This is a genomic window from Aequorivita vladivostokensis (assembly GCF_000952855.1).
GTDB classification, from domain to species: Bacteria; Bacteroidota; Bacteroidia; order Flavobacteriales; family Flavobacteriaceae; genus Aequorivita; species Aequorivita vladivostokensis.
Genome location: NZ_JSVU01000002.1, coordinates 319,728 through 335,643, shown reverse-complemented (window position 1 = coordinate 335,643; position 15,916 = coordinate 319,728). Strand labels below are relative to the sequence as shown.

The window sequence follows — 15,916 nt, the reverse complement described above, 5'->3', positions numbered from 1 at the left end:
CTTTAGGCCACCAATTTTGGTGGCTTTTTTAATACCAATAACCTCAAAACCTTAACTCATAACGCTTAACTCATAACAACCGTGTATTTCATAGACGCCATCCTTCCCATTCCCTTAAAGCAGACTTTCACCTACAGCGTGAACAAGGATGAAGCCGCCTTTTTAAAGCAGGGTATGCGCGTTGCCGTTCCCTTTGGAAAATCCAAAGTTTACACCGGCATTGTCTACCAAGTACACGACCAGCCTCCCGTGGGTTATGAAACCAAGTCCATAGACCATATTTTGGATGAGGAACCCATCATTACCTCCATCCAAATGAAACATTGGGAGTGGCTTGCGGGATATTATATGTGTTCTTTAGGTGAAGTGATAAAAGCTGCCCTTCCCGGTGCGTTTCTTTTGGAAAGTGAAACCATTATCAAACTTTCCTCCCGAAATTTTCAGCAAGAGGAATCGCTAAGCGATGATGAGTTTGTTTTATACGAAGCCTTGCAACACCAGTCTTCGCTTCATATAAACGATGCGCGAGCTATTTTGGACAGAAAAAACATCGTTTCCATTATCCAGAAATTGTTGGATAAAAATATTATCGAAGTGGAGGAAACGGTATATGAGCAGTATGTGCCCAAGATGAAGCGCTACATAAAGCTGGCCCCTAAATACACTTCCGAAGAAAAGCTGCGCGAGCTTTTGGATGCACTCACCCGCGCCCACAAACAGCGCGAAGTGTTGATGCATCTTTTTATGCTGAATACCAAAACCAAAAAGCCAATCAGCAGCACGGCGCTTCAAAAGAAAAGTGAGGCATCTGCCGCTACCCTGAAAGCGTTGATTGATAAAGGTATTTTGGAGGAGTATTACGTTCAGCAGGATCGCGTGGAGTTTTCCGGCGAAGCTTCCTCAGAAATCAAAACGCTGAACGAAGCGCAAATAAAGGCGTACGGTGAAATAAAATCTTCATTTGAAACTAACGATACGGTCTTGCTGCACGGCGTTACTTCCAGCGGAAAAACCGAAATCTATGTGCGCCTTATTGAAGAGGTTATAGCAACCGGAAAGCAAGTGCTCTATATGCTTCCTGAAATTGCTTTAACAACACAACTCATCACGCGACTTCAAAAATATTTTGGGGAAAGGATTTCAGTATATCATTCTAAATTTTCGGTAAATGAGAGGGTTGAGGTTTGGAAGAACGTACTTTCCGAAAAACCAAAATCACAAATAATTATCGGTGCCCGCTCTTCGTTATTTCTTCCTTTTAAGAATTTAGGGCTTATTATTGTAGACGAAGAACACGAGCCATCCTTTAAACAATACAGTCCCGCGCCGCGCTATAATGCCCGTGACAGTGCCATTGTGCTGGCAAATCTTCACAAGGCTAAACTTTTGATGGGCTCCGCAACGCCTTCCCTGGAAAGTTACCACAATGCAAAAACCGGGAAGTTTGGATTGGTAACGCTGAAAAAACGCTTCGGAAATGTTCTGATGCCCGATATTGAGTTGGTCGATATCAAGGAAAAAACCCGGAAGAAACAAATGACTGGTCATTTCAGTGACCGGCTTTTGGAAGAAATGCGCGATGTTTTAAAAAATGGCGAGCAGGTAATTCTTTTTCAAAACAGAAGAGGGTTTTCGCCCGTTGTGGAATGTACCACCTGCGGCATCTCACCACAATGTCCCAATTGTGATGTGAGCTTAACATTTCACCAGTATAAAAACCAATTGCGTTGCCATTACTGCGGCTATCATATGGCGATGATGAAAAGCTGCATTGCCTGCGGTAGCGAAACGCTGGACACCAAAGGTTTCGGCACCGAACAGATTGAAACTGAGTTGAAAACCTTGTTCCCAAACAGTAAAGTGGCGCGCATGGACCAGGACACCACCAAGGGCAAGCACGCTTATTCAAAATTGATTGAAGCTTTAGAAAATGAGGAGATTGATATTCTGGTTGGTACACAGATGCTCGCGAAAGGCTTGGATTTCAGAAATATAAGTTTGGTGGGTGTAATGAATGCCGACAATCTTTTGAATTTCCCCGATTTTCGTGCGCACGAACGCAGTTTTCAGTTGCTACAACAAGTTTCGGGTAGGGCAGGACGCACCCAAAAGCGCGGCAAGGTTTTGATCCAGACCTACAATCCATATCATCAAATCTTAAAGCAGGTTAGCGTGAACGATTATGAGGCGATGTATAAGGAACAACTGGACGAGCGCTACAATTATAAGTATCCGCCCTTTTACCGTACAATAAAAATTGTTTTCAAGGATAAAGGATTGGAGCGGGTACAGAAAGCCTCTGCCTGGTTTGGGCAAGCCTTGGAAATGCAGTTCAAGGAAAATATCTTGGGGCCCGAGCCGCCGCCCGTGGGTCGAATCAAGAATAAATACATCATGAACATTCTCGTTAAAATTCCAAAAAACCAATCTTTGGAAAAAACGAAGAAATACATAGAAAATGTGTGGCGCAGCTTCAATTCCATTAAGGAATTTTCAAGCGTACGCGTAAATATAGATGTAGATAATTATTAGGCGTTTTGCGTAGCCGCCAAAGCTTCGACCAGATCGGCCTTTCTATTTCGGCTCAGTGGAAGTTGGTCCTTATCAAGCTCGATAGTTTTGCTGTTGTAACGTTGCACCTTGTCCAAATTAACAATATACGACTTATGGATTCTCAGAAAACGCTCACTTGGCAACAGGGCCTGAAAAGCTTTCATAGTGGAAAGAACCACTAAGGATTCGTGTTCGGTAACAAGTTTTACGTAATCTCCCAAAGCTTCAATATAGCGCAGTTCATTAAGAAAAACCTTACGTTTTTTAAGATTGCTCTTAACAAAGATGAAATCTTCATCATCAAAACCTTCTTCGTTTTTAAGCTTGTAGTTTGTAATTGCTTTATGGACGGCGTTCAAAAAACGATCTTTTGCAATGGGTTTGCGGAGGTAATCAACGGCATCGTAATCAAAGGCCTTGAAGGCATATTTTGTCTTTCCGGTAACGAATATTACTTGAGGTTTTCTTTGGATATCGTCCAAAAGGTCAAAGCCCGAAAGAATGGGCATTTCAATATCCAAAAATATCAGGTCGATTTCGGTGGAAGCGATGCCCATTTTGGCCTCAATGGCATTTTTGTACTCTCCCACAAGTTCAAGAGATGGGTGCATTTGGATAAGCTTCACGATGGAAAGCCGCTGCAGTGTGGAGTCGTCCACAATTGCACATTTCAATATTGTTTTTTCCACAATAGTAGGTTTTGCTTAAGGCAATAATATGCAAATAATCGATGAAATGCAACTTTTTTGTATTTTAATCGAAAATTTTGAACACTTGGTCTGAAAACCTCAATTTTAAATACTATTTCAATTAAGGTTTGATTATAACAAATAAAGTATTATTTTTGCACCCTCTTTGGCAGAAAGCCAAGGGATTAAACATTAATTTTAATAGATTTTTTATGAATCATTACGAAACTGTTTTCATCTTAAATCCCGTTTTATCTGAAGATCAGATAAAGGAAACAGTAAAGAAATACGAAGATTTTCTTGTTTCTAAAGGTGCTAAGATGATATCCAAAGAAAATTGGGGCTTGAAAAAACTTGCCTACGCAATCCAGAACAAAAAAAGTGGGTTTTATCACCTTTTTGAATTCACCGTTGAGGGTGATGTTGTTCACGAACTAGAAACTGAATTTAAAAGGGACGAGCGTTTTATGCGTTACCTTACAGTGAGCCTTGACAAGCACGCAATTGCTTGGGCAGAAAAAAGAAGAAACCGCAATAAAAAATCAGCTTAATTTATGGCAACCCTACAACAACAAGCAAAAGGAAAAAAAGACGGAGAGATAAGATATCTTACCCCGCTTAATATAGAGACCAACAAGACCAAGAAATACTGTATGTTCAAAAGGTCCGGCATTAAATATGTGGACTATAAAGACCCAGATTTCTTATTGAGATTTGTAAACGAGCAAGGTAAAATCCTTCCTAGAAGGCTTACCGGAACCTCGTTGAAGTATCAGCGCAAAGTGGCCGTGGCCGTTAAAAGAGCACGCCATTTGGCACTTATGCCTTACGTAACCGATTTGTTAAAATAAAAACCAGAGAAGATTATGGAACTTATATTAAAGAAAGACGTAGAAAATCTGGGATTTGCAGATGATCTGGTAACCGTGAAAAACGGTTTTGGAAGAAACTTTTTGATTCCACAAGGCCACGCTGTTCTTGCAACGCCTTCGGCCAAAAAGATGTTGGCCGAGACCTTGAAGCAACGTGCCTTCAAAGAAAAGAAAGTAGTTGACGAGGCTAAAAAACAGGCTGAGAAACTAAATGGACTGGAAATTAAGATCACTGCCAAGACTGGCGAAGGTGACAAATTATTCGGTTCTGTAACAAATGCCGATCTTGCCGATGCCCTTGAAAAGGAAGGTGTATCTATCGAGAAGAAATATATCATTATTGCTGGTGGCGCCGTAAAGCGTACCGGTCCTTATGAGGCAACAATCCGTTTCCACAGAGATGTGGTTAGCAATTTCCCTTTTGAAGTGGTAGCTGAGCCTAAACCGGCAACTAAGTCTAAACCTGCGGCCAAGCCTGAGGTTAAAGCTGACGCCAAACCGGAAGCTGAAACCGAAGCAGAGGAAAAAACAGAAGAAAATTAATTAACATGTTTAATTATTATAAAACCTTTCCCGTAACCGGGGAAGGTTTTTTGTTTTGGGAAAATTTCCGTTTTAAAATAGAATAGATAATCGAGGACGAATATGAAATATGCCAGATTAACAAAGGAACAGTTTGAAGAACTCCATCAAGAATTCATAAATTTTCTTGCCAGCCAATCCATTACCGCAGACGAATGGAAACAATTGAAAACTGAAAAACCCGACGTGGCTGAACAGGAACTCGACGTTTTCAGTGATTTAATTTGGGAAGGCGTTCTGAATAAGGTGAAATATTTAGAGCATATTTCGCCAAAACAATTGATGCTATTTCACATTTCAGAAGCATTTATGGAACTGATCGCCATAAAAGTTGACAATGAAAATATTGACATCACGACCGATTATGGTTACAAATGGCTTCAACAAAATCTTCACGATGATGCCGTAAACCTATATACTTCCACAAAAGCGATAACCGATGATCGCAACAAGGATATATTTATTTTGATTCAGCAAGGTTCGGTAATAACCAAAGGAGAGCTTTATACGTATTTCAGGGACTTGTTGAGCGAATAATTAAAAGCACCGGTTAAAATTCCTCAAATCCAAAATTGAATATGATTGGGATTTGGAATTTGTTATTTGTAATTTTCTCTATTATTCATACCTCAAGCTTTCAATGGGATCCAGCCGCGCAGCCTTTGAGGCGGGGTATGAGCCAGCTATAACGGCAACTATAAAGGTTATTATCGTTGCCCAAATAATTGCGGTCCAGGGCAGGGTAAAATCAAATTTAAAAATTTTAGCAAAGGCAAATCCGGTCAGTATTCCCAAAATAATTCCTAGAATGCTACCAAACTGTCCAATGACGATGGTTTCCATAAAAAATTGGGTAGAAATAGTGGAGCGTTTTGCGCCCATCGCCTTGCGCACGCCAATCTCCCGGGTGCGCTCGGTTACCGAAACAAGCATGATATTCATAAGGGCTATGGAAGACCCTAAAATTGTAATAATGCTGATTATCCAAGCCGCCACTTCCAGATAACCCGTTATCATTGCAATTCGGTTTATCAAATCGTCACTGCGTTCAATCCCAAAATTATTCTCTTCCACAGGGCTAAGGCCACGAATATTCCGGAAGGTGATGATGGCTTCATCCTGCGCAGCTTCCATCATCTGTTTGTCGTCAACCTTTACGCTTAGATTGTAATTGATGTTGGGCTGGGTAAAAATGCCGCGTGCCACTTGTACCGGGATCAAGACCTTTAAATCCTGATTGTTTCCGAACGTTGAACCCTTGGATTCCAAAAGACCGATTACCTTAAACTTAACTCCGCGAATGCTGATGGTTTTATTGATGGGGTCTTCATCCTCAAAAAGATTTTTGACAAAATCGGCACCTATTAAACACACTTTGTTATTGTTCTGAATATCAAATACGGTAAAATTTCGACCTTTGTCAATTTCGGTCCCGGTGTTTTCCAGATAATTTTCATTCACGCCATAAACCTGAACTTCCGGATCTGTCTTTTCCGAACCATATTTTACTTCAGCAGTTGATGTCCCTTGAAATGACAGGGAAGTCTGCGTGTACGGAAATTCATATTTGTCTATAAATTCCCGCACGTTGTTGTAACTTATTATGGGGTTTATCTTTTCCCTTTCGCCGCTATTGTTAGTCTGTACCGAAAATTCATATTGCTGGATATTGAAGGTATTGGCGCCCATCGATGCAAAGTTGCCCGAAATGGTGTTCTCCAGTGCGGTAACGGCGCTCAAAATGCCCACGAGCGCCCAAATGCCGATCCCGATTATTACGATGGTCAAAATCGTCCTGAGCAGCTGGCTTTTTATGGAATCCAACGCAATTCGGACATTTTCCCGGAAAAGTGAAAACATATTTTTATTTTGTGTTAATCGTTAGACTGCAAAAGGTGGATAAAGTTACAGAAATCCCGCAACGCTGTACACAGAACGCCTCTAATTAATTGTGGTAAACCTCAATTTTATTTAAGATATTTGCTTTTTGAAGGTATGAGGTATGAGGTAGGAGTTGTGTGAAATTTTCTACCCAGTACCCACATCCACCACTCTAAAATCTAACGTCTAAAATCTAAAATCTATTTTGAAACCATCCATCCCAAAAGGTACCCGCGATTTCAGTCCCGAGGAAGTCACGCGCCGCAACTATATTTTTGATATTATTAAGGAAACGTTTTCACTGTACGGTTTTCAGCCAATTGAAACCCCGTCCTTTGAAAACAGTGAGACCTTGATGGGGAAATATGGCGAAGAGGGCGACCGGTTGATTTTTAAGATTTTGAATAGTGGCGACTTTCTTTCTAAAGTAGATGATAAAGTATTTTCTGAAAAGGATAGCAACAAAATAACTTCCCAAATATCCGAAAAAGCCCTTCGTTATGACCTTACCGTGCCCTTTGCGCGCTACGTTGTGCAACACCAAAACGAAATAACTTTTCCCTTTAAACGCTACCAAATACAGCCCGTTTGGCGTGCGGACAGACCCCAAAAAGGCCGTTTCCGTGAGTTTTTTCAATGCGATGCCGATGTTGTGGGTTCCAATTCACTGTGGCAGGAAGTTGAATTTGTACAGTTGTACGATGCCGTTTTCAGCAAGCTTGGTTTAAAAGGCGTAACCATAAAAATCAACAACCGTAAAATATTGAGCGGCATTGCCGAAACCATCGGCGCCGAGGACAAATTGATAGATTTTACCGTTGCTTTGGACAAGCTGGATAAAATAGGAGAGGAGGGCGTTAAAACTGAAATGCGCAACAAAGGCATCGGTGAAGATGCCCTACAAAAACTACAGCCGCTTTTTTCCTTTAAGGGAAATAATAACGACAAATTAAATTCTTTGCGCGAAATGCTCCAAACTTCTGGACTGGGAATGAAAGGTGTAGAAGAATTGACCTTTATCACTGATAATGTTGAAACTCTTGGGTTGCAGACAGCCTCGCTGGAAATTGACGTAACCCTTGCCCGTGGCCTAAATTACTACACCGGAGCCATATTTGAGGTTTCTGCCCCGGCAGAGGTGAATATGGGCAGCATAGGCGGTGGGGGACGATATGATGACCTAACCGGTATTTTTGGATTGAAGGATATGAGCGGGGTGGGTATTTCCTTTGGTTTGGACCGCATTTATTTGGTATTGGAGGAGTTAAATCTTTTTCCTGCCACTGTTGCAAAAAACACCAAGTCGCTTTTTATAAATTTCGGCGAAAAGGAGGCGCTTTATGCGATGAAAGCCATTACCAACTTACGTAAAATTGGCATCACGGCAGAACTTTACCCAGATAACGTAAAAATGGGCAAACAAATGGGGTATGCCGATAAACGTGATATTCCATTTACGATATTAGCTGGAGAGAAGGAGATACAAGCCGAGTCCTTTACCTTAAAAAATATGAAGAGCGGCGAGCAATCGCAAGTAAGTTTTAAGGAGCTGGAGGCTTTTTTGAAGGACCGATAAATTCGGTTTTTAGCCAAACGTAATATTGGTGGTGTCTTCAGAAATTATTGGATTCTTTGGTTTTTCCATTAACTTCTTTTCCGCCTCAAGCCTCGCTGCTTCAGAGAGCATGCCGGCAATACGAAGTCGTGTTAAATTTTTCAATGTTTTGTTCATTCGTCCCCAATTTCGTTAATAATTTTTTCATAGGAAATAACATAGTCAATCTGTTTTTCCTCTGAAACGTGTTTGCGGGGAGTTTCAAGAATTATAAAGTCGAAAAGTTTTGATATTATTTTTTTTAGGCGTTCTTCGGTGGTTAATACAGCTTTATGTAAATAATGTGAAGCGATGGTCAAAATTACAGAAACGATTAGTAGCCCTATAAAGTATATGGATGAAGAAAAGTCAAACATTGGGACAAAAGTATAGACCATAAAAAATATACCTACAAAAAGAAAAGAATTACTGATATATCTAAAATAAATATTCAAATCAGTTAGGAGGGTGCCAGTGTACTTCAGCAACAATCCTGAACATATTGCCATAATTGGAAGACTTAGTGAATACATAAAAGAGGACATATATGTAAATCCAAGTATGCCCTCTTTATCATCAATAAGATATACCACGTGGAGAAATGGCGACAATACCGCCATTATCGCTAGTGATATCAAATAAATACTAATTTTTGACTTATTCTTGAGAGTCAAGAATCCCGTTACAGTTCCTGTCTCCCGGGGGGCACATTTTTCGTTTGTCGATTTGTTGCTCATCACTAATTTGGTTTTCTGGGGTACAGCTAAAAGCTAGGCCGGCTAGCATTACTAATGCAAATAGATAATTTTTCATAATTATAGGTTTTAAAAGTTCAAGAGTAAATTTAAACCTTTATAAAACCTATATCAATCTGTTTCCCAATTATTTATTAACTAGATTTTAACAAATGTATGAATTAAAGCCACATCTGCAAGAAATTTTCGACCAACGGAATATAAAGAAGAGAATGTAAAAAGATAACCTGTATAGATACAGCTTCATTATAGCCAATAAAAAAATCCCCGTGGAGTTTTCCGTGGGGATTTTATGTAGCGAGATCGGGACTTGAACCCGAGGCCTCCGGGTTATGAATCCGACGCTCTAACCAGCTGAGCTACCTCGCCAAAATAATACTGCCCGAGCAGTATGCCTAAGCGGGTGCAAAGATAGAAACAAAATTATGTGTGGCAAATATAACTTTCGGTTTTTGTTGAATTATTTCGGTTTTTTTGCACACAATTTTTAAAAGAAAAATTTTCAATCTTTCATTTGAGGTTAAGATTAATATATATATATTGGGCATCAACTAACAAAGAACTATGGAAGATAAAATAAAATATGAAATGGAATTTCCCATTCAGGTTTCCCCTTCACTGTTATATCAATATATCTCAACACCTTCGGGTCTCTCTGAGTGGTATGCGGACAACGTAAATTCCAGGGGCGAATTTTATACCTTTATATGGTCAGGAAGTGAGGAAAAAGCAAAACTGCTCAGTAAAAAAAGCCCCGAACGCATCAAATTTAGATGGGTGGAGGATGAAGGAGAAGATTTTTATTTTGAACTTCGCATCCAAGTTGATGAGATAACCAAGGACGTGTCCTTAATGGTGACCGACTTTGCGGAAGAAGATGAGATAGAGGAGGGAAAAATGCTTTGGGACAACATGGTTTCCAATCTAAAGTCTATACTGGGTTCCGCCTAAAAACCTTTTAAATTATAATACTTTTGCACCGTTCCCAAAAAAGGGGCGGTTTTTTTATGATAAACTTGAACGGAACGGTACTGGAAACCGAAAATGCAACAGTTGCCTTAAATAATCGAGGTTTAAATTACGGGGATGCCGTATTTGAAACCTTACGTTTTTCTGGCGGGAAAATATACTTTTGGGAAGATCATTATTTTAGATTAATGGCGTCTATGCGCATCCTTCGGATGGAAATACCTATGAATTTCACGATGGAATTTTTGGAGGAAGAAATAATACGGATTGTGAATTCCGAAGAAAAAAATAATCCTTTTCGTATTAAACTATTGGTTTGGCGAAAAACGGGTGGAAAATACGCCCCCTTAACAAATGACATTGAATATGCAATTTCTTTGGAAAAACTGGAAGAACCATTTTATAATTTAGATGAATCTAACTGCGAAATTGAACTTTTTAAGGACCATTACATTACCTCCGGTCTGCTTTCCACATTAAAGACCACCAACCGGCTGATTAATATTCTGGGAAGCATTTACGCCCAGGAAAACCAGTACGACAATTGTTTGCTACTTAACGAAAACAAACAAATTGTTGAAGCCTTGAATGGGAACGTTTTTCTGGTTACAGGAAATATCATCAAGACCCCGCCACTTTCAGACGGTTGTTTAAATGGAATTATGCGCAAGCAGATTATCGCCATTATAAAGGAGCTTCCCAAAATTGAGATTGAAGAAAGTTCTGTTTCACCATTTGAGCTTCAGAAGGGGGATGAAATTTTTATAACCAATACTATACAGGGATTGGTTCCGGTTACAAAATATCGAAAAAAAGAATTTAATAATACTGTAGCGAAGACACTATTGCCAAAATTAAATCTCAGGGCGAGAATGGCTTAATTGAAGCTAGGGTTTTCGGGAGCATTGGACCACAAAAGATAATCGCCTCCAAACTCTATCATCTTTTCTTTCCAGAAATTTACATTGGTTTTGCCAATTATGCTATTGTTATAATTATTAGGAACCACCACCCAGCTATTTACTTCAAGTTCTTGATCCAGTTGCTCACTTTCCCAGCCTGAATAGCCCAAAAAGAAACGTATTTGGTCTTTTTTCAGTCGGTCTTCCCGCAACAGATCGATTATTGCATTAAAATCGCCGCCCCAGTATATTCCGTTTGAAATTTCAATACTGTCGGGAATAATTTCGGGAATGCAATGTATAAAGTAGAGATTGTCCTGCTCTACGGGTCCACCGTTAAACACCGGCAGCTTTGAATTTATTTCAGGCACAAAGTCGCGAAGCTTGTACGGAAGGGGTTTATTGAGGATAAACCCAACAGATCCACTTTGATTGTATTCGGCCAGAAGTACGACAGAACGGTTAAAGGAAACATCCCCAATAATGGAGGGTTCCGCGACCAATAAGAGTCCTTTGGCTGGTTTTAAAGTGGTCATATAGTTTTTTTGTTGAATTAAATCTAAGTAATAATTTTAGAAATACCAAAAATTTACCAAAAGGATGTTATAATTATATTTAATTAAACAAATATGTAAAAATATTACGAATTTGTAATTTGCTCTATATCACACCAATAAAAAAGTCCTTCTTTTCAATTAATTGAAAAGAAGGACCCACAATGCTGTAAAATATTTTACAATTAGTTTACGCTGTTTTGTAAATCTGAACCAGCTTTGAACTTAACTACCTTTTTAGCGGCAATTTTAATGGTTTTTCCTGTTTGTGGGTTTCTACCTTCTCTAGCAGCTCTTTTTGATACTGACCAAGATCCGAATCCTACAAGTGATACTCTATCACCTTTCTTAAGGGATTTTTCAACGTTGCCCAAGAAAGACTCTAATGCTTTCTTAGCAGCAGCTTTTGTAATTCCGGCATCAGCTGCCATTGCATCGATTAAATCTGATTTGTTCATAATTTTTTTAAATTAAATTGTTGGTTAAACTTCGATTAATTGCCCTACAAATTTAACAGGAATATCCGTTCAGGCAAGTAACCACGCTGTAAATCACTATTTTTGTTAATAACTTGGGATGTTTGTTAATAAACATGGCCGATTTTTAAGGGTTTTTAATGAAATCAGTGCTGACAAGGGTTTACGATAGTTTGGAATCTTCATCAAAGGAGTAACCATTCAACAGCGATGAAATATCCATTTTGCGCTTTCCCGGAAGTTGGATTTCCTCAATTGAAACATAACCGTCGGCACAGGCTACTTTTAGTTCCTTTTTCGATGTCTCAATACTTCCTGGCTCTAAATTTTGCTCGGCCTTTTCAAAACTTACGGTGTAGATTTTTGCTTTCAGTTCTTCTTTATTATTATGTAGGATGGTCCAAGCAACGGGATAGGGGGAAAGGCCTCGAACGAAAGCCGTTATTTCCCTGCCCGGTTTGTTCCAGTCTATCCTCGTGTTTTCTGGAGTGAGCTTGGGAGCTTCCTTTAGATTGCCAGTTTTGGGCTGTGGTTTCGGTACTGCTTTCCCTTTTTCAATCAATTCGAGCGTTTCCAAAACCAGTTCACCGCCTTTGGCCATCAATTTGTCGTGAAGGGTTTCGGCGGTTTCGTCTTTATCTATAGCTACCTCCTTGTTGGCAATAATGGCTCCGGTATCAATTTTTTCGTCAATAAAGAAAGTGGTAACGCCCGTTTTTTCTTCATTATTAATGATGGCCCAATTTATAGGCGCAGCACCCCTGTATTGTGGCAGGAGCGAAGCGTGTAAATTAAAAGTACCCAATTCGGGCATTTGCCAAACAGCTTTGGGCAACATTCGGAAGGCAACGACCACTTGAAGATTGGCGTTCAAATTTTTTAATTCCTCAAGAAATGATTCATCCTTTAAATTGGTGGGCTGCAAAACTTTTAAACCTTTGGAAGCGGCATATTCCTTCACTGCCGAGGCCATCAGTTTTCTACCGCGACCGGCGGGTTTATCGGGGGCCGTTATTACGCCAACTATGTTTTTGCCCGCCTCTACCATTTCTCTTAAGACGCCAACGGCAAAATCGGGAGTTCCCATGAATACTATCCTTAAATCGTTCTGCATTTTTTCAGTTTAAATAATATTGTTTTTTAGGATTGGCGCCTACTTTTTCGGCATCCATCAATAAACGGAGCACTTTTAGAATATCCGTTTCGGCAAAAGTAAGTTTTTCTGAAATCTCGCGCGAGGTTAATTCCGATTCTTCAAGCAATGTCAAAATCTGCCCCGCCAAATTCTGAATCTCCTTTTTTGAAAGTTTGGGCGTCTTCGCCTTGCAGACCGAGCAAATGCCACATTTTGAAGCAGTGGTTTCCCCAAAATAGGAAACAAGCTGCACGCTTCGACAGGTTTTGGTATTTGCAATATAATTGAGGACCGAGTTTACCTGTGCCGTTTTTTTTCGATTCAGTGCCTCTACTTCGCGGGAAATAACGTTTATGGTTTTGTCGTCTTCCCGCGGCACTAAAAAGGTGAGCGTGGCATCGGTTATTTGCAGCATCATTTCCACAACCTGGTCGCGCTCCATTTTCTTTAATACTGAAATTACCGTTTTAATAGTCTGCCCGGTTTTGGCAACTATTAAATCCAGATTTATGGCGGTGGGCATTTCAAAAATGCCACCGTAAATGCGGAGTATGGTCTTGCCAATAATCGATACCGTTGTATCCTTTTCAAAGTACTGGAGTACCTTTTCAGAAGAAATTAGAAATTGGACATTGGATTTTCGCCCAAATTCCTGCGAAAGCTGGATAATCCCCAAACGGTCCAAACTGTTGAGCGCATTGTATGTTAAAAGGGTATTTAGGGTATACGTCCTGCAAAATTCCGCAAAGCTAAAATTGTGTTTTGTGAATTCCCCTTCGCCGTATGAAATTTGAAAATAATTGCTCAGGGTGCGATATATATTCTTCAAATCTGAAGTAGTGGGCAGCGACTCCACAAACTGCTGCTTCACATACATTTTGTCGTACTCATTATATAGTAACACCGCTGCGGCATATTCGCCATCGCGGCCTGCTCGGCCGGCTTCCTGAAAATAACTTTCCAAACTTTCGGGAATTTGGAGATGGATTACAAAGCGCACATTTGCGTGGTCAATGCCCATTCCAAACGCGTTCGTGGCAACCATTGTGGAAACTGCGCCACTGCGCCACGCTTGTAGTTTTTGGGCTTTTTCCTTTGCGGAAATTCCCCCGTGATAAAAGGTGGCGGAAATTCCCAAGGTATTGAGCTGTTCGCTGATTTCAATGGTGCCTTTCCTATTTCGTACATAAACAATTGCAGAACCTTGATTGTTCTTTAGCAGTTGTTCGGCTCTGTAGAGCTTGTCTTCCTCATTAAAAACCTGGTACGACAGATTTTCACGAACGAAGGAATTTCTGAAAACCGCCGGATGTTCCATTTTCAACTCTGAAATAGTATCCTCCAAAACCTCGGGCGTGGCAGTGGCGGTAAGCGCTATGATTGGAACCAAGGGATGTATCTCCCGTAGCAGGGTAATATTCCTATACGCAGGCCGGAAATCATTTCCCCATTGCGAAATACAGTGCGCTTCATCAACTGCTATTAAACTCACGTTCATCTGCTTGATGTAGTTTTGCAATATTTCCTGCTGGAGCCGTTCGGGCGATAGATAAAGAAATTTGTAATTGCCGTACAGGGCGTTGTCCAAAAGGGTGTTCAGTTCATCAAAAGAAATTCCGCCGGTCAATTTAAGCGATTTTATTCCCCGCTCCTTTAGGGCATTCACCTGGTCGCCCATCAGCGCAACCAACGGCGAAATAACGATGCAAATACCCTCCACAGCCATTGCCGGAACCTGGAAGCACAACGATTTTCCGCCACCCGTGGGCAAGAGTGCCACAGTATCCCTTCCATCCATAACGGACGCAATTATTTCTTCCTGCATCGGTTTGAAGGAAGTATAGCCCCAATATTTGGTTAGTATGTCGCGAAGATTTGTCAGGGTATATAGGTTATTAAGTTGCTAAGTTATTGCGTTATTCTAGGATATAGTTTTTGAATCGTTTTAAAAGTAACCCAATAATCCCATAACCTAATAACTCATAGTATCAGTATCCTAATTTCTTCAAAATGAATTGCACCCGTTCCTTTATAGTGCCTACGGGTACTTCGTGAATTTTATAACCGTAATTTTCATAGCTGCTTTTAAGAAAATGAAATATTTTCTCGGCCTGTTCAAAGGATTCGTAGCGCTCGTTGTCCTGCTCGTAGATTTCTTCCCACGGTGGAAGTACAAAAATTTCGTGATACCGAAATTTTTCACAGGTTTCACAAAAATTTTCGGGATAATGGGCCGACACAAAATCCATATAGGCGGTAACATCTGGCATGCCGCGGTCGTAAAAAAGAATGGGGGCCGCACACTTTTCACCTTCGTGAAATTGTTTCAATCTACCTTCCAATAGTTTTTCACTGAATAAAATAGGGTTTTCCAAAAACAATTGTTCAATGCCTTGCTTTTGCGCCTCGAGTATTACATCCCTTGAAATTTCATGCATTACGGGGTATCCCTCTTTTTCCAAATAACTAACAAGGGCCGTTTTTCCGGAGCCGGGACCGCCGGTAATTACAATTCTTCGTGTATCCAAAAGTTTCAATTTTCTACAAAGTAAGTAAATAAATATTTGTGGTGAAAGTGTATCTTTGTAGCTCACAGAGGAAAACTATTTGATGGATCAAGACAAGAACACCACAGAATTTTACGAACGCTTAAAAAAGCAACTGGAGGAGGATACCACTTGGCCTTCTCAGTATCTGTTTAAATTTATCGTGCCCGCCAATCTTGAGAAAATTGCGGAGATAAGAGCAATTTTTGATGGGACCGATGCCGAAATTACTACCCGTGATTCTTCGAAAGGAACCTATTCCAGTGTTTCGATAAAAGTAACTATGGACTCTCCCGATGCCGTGGTGAAAAAATATCTTGAAGTTTCCACCGTTGAAGGTGTTATTTCACTTTAATTTTTAGTATTTTGCGAGAGAAATGATTTTTCGATCTTTCCGAATACACAATT

18 protein-coding genes and 1 tRNA gene are annotated in these 15,916 nt (G+C 40.2%); 9 read left to right on the top strand and 10 right to left on the bottom strand.

Going from position 1 to position 15,916, the window contains the following annotated elements:
* Positions 1-81 precede the first annotated feature (81 nt).
* Positions 82-2,532 carry a replication restart helicase PriA gene (gene priA, locus MB09_RS04295; protein WP_045079639.1) on the top strand — a complete coding sequence of 817 codons (2,451 nt, stop codon included), beginning with the start codon at positions 82-84 and terminating at the stop codon, positions 2,530-2,532.
* On the opposite strand, the gene MB09_RS04290 is transcribed toward priA, so the two are convergent.
* Positions 2,529-3,242, bottom strand: coding sequence for a LytR/AlgR family response regulator transcription factor (locus MB09_RS04290; RefSeq protein WP_205618088.1), 714 nt, complete (start codon positions 3,240-3,242; stop codon positions 2,529-2,531). The two genes, priA and MB09_RS04290, sit on opposite strands and share 4 nt — an antisense overlap.
* A gap of 212 nt (positions 3,243-3,454) precedes the next feature.
* On the opposite strand from MB09_RS04290, the gene rpsF reads away from it, so the two are divergent.
* The 4 genes from rpsF to MB09_RS04270 all read left to right on the top strand — a co-directional run bounded on the left by rpsF (position 3,455) and on the right by MB09_RS04270 (position 5,233).
* Positions 3,455-3,793 (top strand): 30S ribosomal protein S6, encoded by a 339-nt coding sequence (gene rpsF, locus MB09_RS04285; protein WP_045079784.1) that lies wholly within the window; start codon positions 3,455-3,457, stop codon positions 3,791-3,793.
* Positions 3,794-3,796: 3 nt separating this feature from the next.
* Entirely contained in the window at positions 3,797-4,093 is a 297-nt protein-coding gene (rpsR, locus tag MB09_RS04280; protein ID WP_045079637.1) for a 30S ribosomal protein S18, read from the top strand.
* Positions 4,094-4,108: 15 nt separating this feature from the next.
* Positions 4,109-4,657 carry a 50S ribosomal protein L9 gene (gene rplI, locus MB09_RS04275; RefSeq protein ID WP_045079636.1) on the top strand — a complete coding sequence of 183 codons (549 nt, stop codon included), beginning with the start codon at positions 4,109-4,111 and terminating at the stop codon, positions 4,655-4,657.
* Positions 4,658-4,759: 102 nt separating this feature from the next.
* Positions 4,760-5,233: a DUF6495 family protein gene (locus MB09_RS04270; RefSeq protein ID WP_045079635.1), complete on the top strand. Its 474-nt coding sequence runs from the start codon at positions 4,760-4,762 to the stop codon at positions 5,231-5,233.
* Between the two features lie 81 nt (positions 5,234-5,314).
* Here the strand turns inward: MB09_RS04270 and MB09_RS04265 are convergent, their stop codons facing one another.
* On the bottom strand, positions 5,315-6,556 hold the full coding sequence (locus MB09_RS04265; protein ID WP_045079634.1) for an ABC transporter permease: 1,242 nt from the start codon (positions 6,554-6,556) through the stop codon (positions 5,315-5,317).
* A gap of 223 nt (positions 6,557-6,779) precedes the next feature.
* Here MB09_RS04265 and hisS point away from each other — a divergent pair, with 223 nt between their 5' ends.
* Entirely contained in the window at positions 6,780-8,153 is a 1,374-nt protein-coding gene (hisS, locus tag MB09_RS04260; protein ID WP_045079633.1) for a histidine--tRNA ligase, read from the top strand.
* Between the two features lie 9 nt (positions 8,154-8,162).
* Here the strand turns inward: hisS and MB09_RS16110 are convergent, their stop codons facing one another.
* The 3 genes from MB09_RS16110 to MB09_RS04250 all read right to left on the bottom strand — a co-directional run bounded on the left by MB09_RS16110 (position 8,163) and on the right by MB09_RS04250 (position 9,295).
* Positions 8,163-8,309, bottom strand: a complete 147-nt coding sequence (locus MB09_RS16110; protein ID WP_165586670.1) for a hypothetical protein — start codon at positions 8,307-8,309, stop codon at positions 8,163-8,165.
* Positions 8,306-8,809, bottom strand: a complete 504-nt coding sequence (locus tag MB09_RS04255) for a hypothetical protein (RefSeq protein WP_131459812.1) — start codon at positions 8,807-8,809, stop codon at positions 8,306-8,308. The genes MB09_RS16110 and MB09_RS04255 overlap by 4 nt, the downstream gene beginning before the upstream one ends.
* A 412-nt stretch (positions 8,810-9,221) precedes the next feature.
* Positions 9,222-9,295, bottom strand: a tRNA-Met gene (locus MB09_RS04250).
* A gap of 195 nt (positions 9,296-9,490) precedes the next feature.
* On the opposite strand from MB09_RS04250, the gene MB09_RS04245 reads away from it, so the two are divergent.
* Both MB09_RS04245 and MB09_RS04240 read left to right on the top strand, forming a co-directional pair.
* Entirely contained in the window at positions 9,491-9,877 is a 387-nt protein-coding gene (locus MB09_RS04245; RefSeq protein ID WP_045079631.1) for an START-like domain-containing protein, read from the top strand.
* 56 nt (positions 9,878-9,933) lie between these two features.
* Complete coding sequence (locus MB09_RS04240; RefSeq protein ID WP_045079783.1) at positions 9,934-10,776, top strand: aminotransferase class IV; 843 nt, start codon at positions 9,934-9,936, stop codon at positions 10,774-10,776.
* Here MB09_RS04240 and MB09_RS04235 read toward each other — a convergent pair.
* The 5 genes from MB09_RS04235 to MB09_RS04215 all read right to left on the bottom strand — a co-directional run bounded on the left by MB09_RS04235 (position 10,773) and on the right by MB09_RS04215 (position 15,490).
* Positions 10,773-11,333 (bottom strand): YqgE/AlgH family protein, encoded by a 561-nt coding sequence (locus tag MB09_RS04235; RefSeq protein WP_045079630.1) that lies wholly within the window; start codon positions 11,331-11,333, stop codon positions 10,773-10,775. The genes MB09_RS04240 and MB09_RS04235 overlap by 4 nt on opposite strands.
* 203 nt (positions 11,334-11,536) lie before the next feature.
* Positions 11,537-11,809, bottom strand: a complete 273-nt coding sequence (locus MB09_RS04230; RefSeq protein ID WP_045079629.1) for an HU family DNA-binding protein — start codon at positions 11,807-11,809, stop codon at positions 11,537-11,539.
* 181 nt (positions 11,810-11,990) lie between these two features.
* The gene (gene fmt, locus MB09_RS04225) at positions 11,991-12,941 is read right to left on the bottom strand and encodes a methionyl-tRNA formyltransferase (RefSeq protein WP_045079628.1); all 951 of its coding nucleotides are present in this window, start codon (positions 12,939-12,941) and stop codon (positions 11,991-11,993) included.
* A 4-nt stretch (positions 12,942-12,945) separates the two neighbouring features.
* Positions 12,946-14,826 (bottom strand): RecQ family ATP-dependent DNA helicase, encoded by a 1,881-nt coding sequence (locus MB09_RS04220; RefSeq protein WP_317619472.1) that lies wholly within the window; start codon positions 14,824-14,826, stop codon positions 12,946-12,948.
* Between the two features lie 124 nt (positions 14,827-14,950).
* Positions 14,951-15,490, bottom strand: coding sequence for an AAA family ATPase (locus tag MB09_RS04215; protein ID WP_045079782.1), 540 nt, complete (start codon positions 15,488-15,490; stop codon positions 14,951-14,953).
* 82 nt (positions 15,491-15,572) lie between these two features.
* On the opposite strand from MB09_RS04215, the gene MB09_RS04210 reads away from it, so the two are divergent.
* Positions 15,573-15,863 (top strand): DUF493 family protein, encoded by a 291-nt coding sequence (locus tag MB09_RS04210; RefSeq protein ID WP_045079626.1) that lies wholly within the window; start codon positions 15,573-15,575, stop codon positions 15,861-15,863.
* The last annotated feature ends 53 nt before the right edge of the window (positions 15,864-15,916 follow it).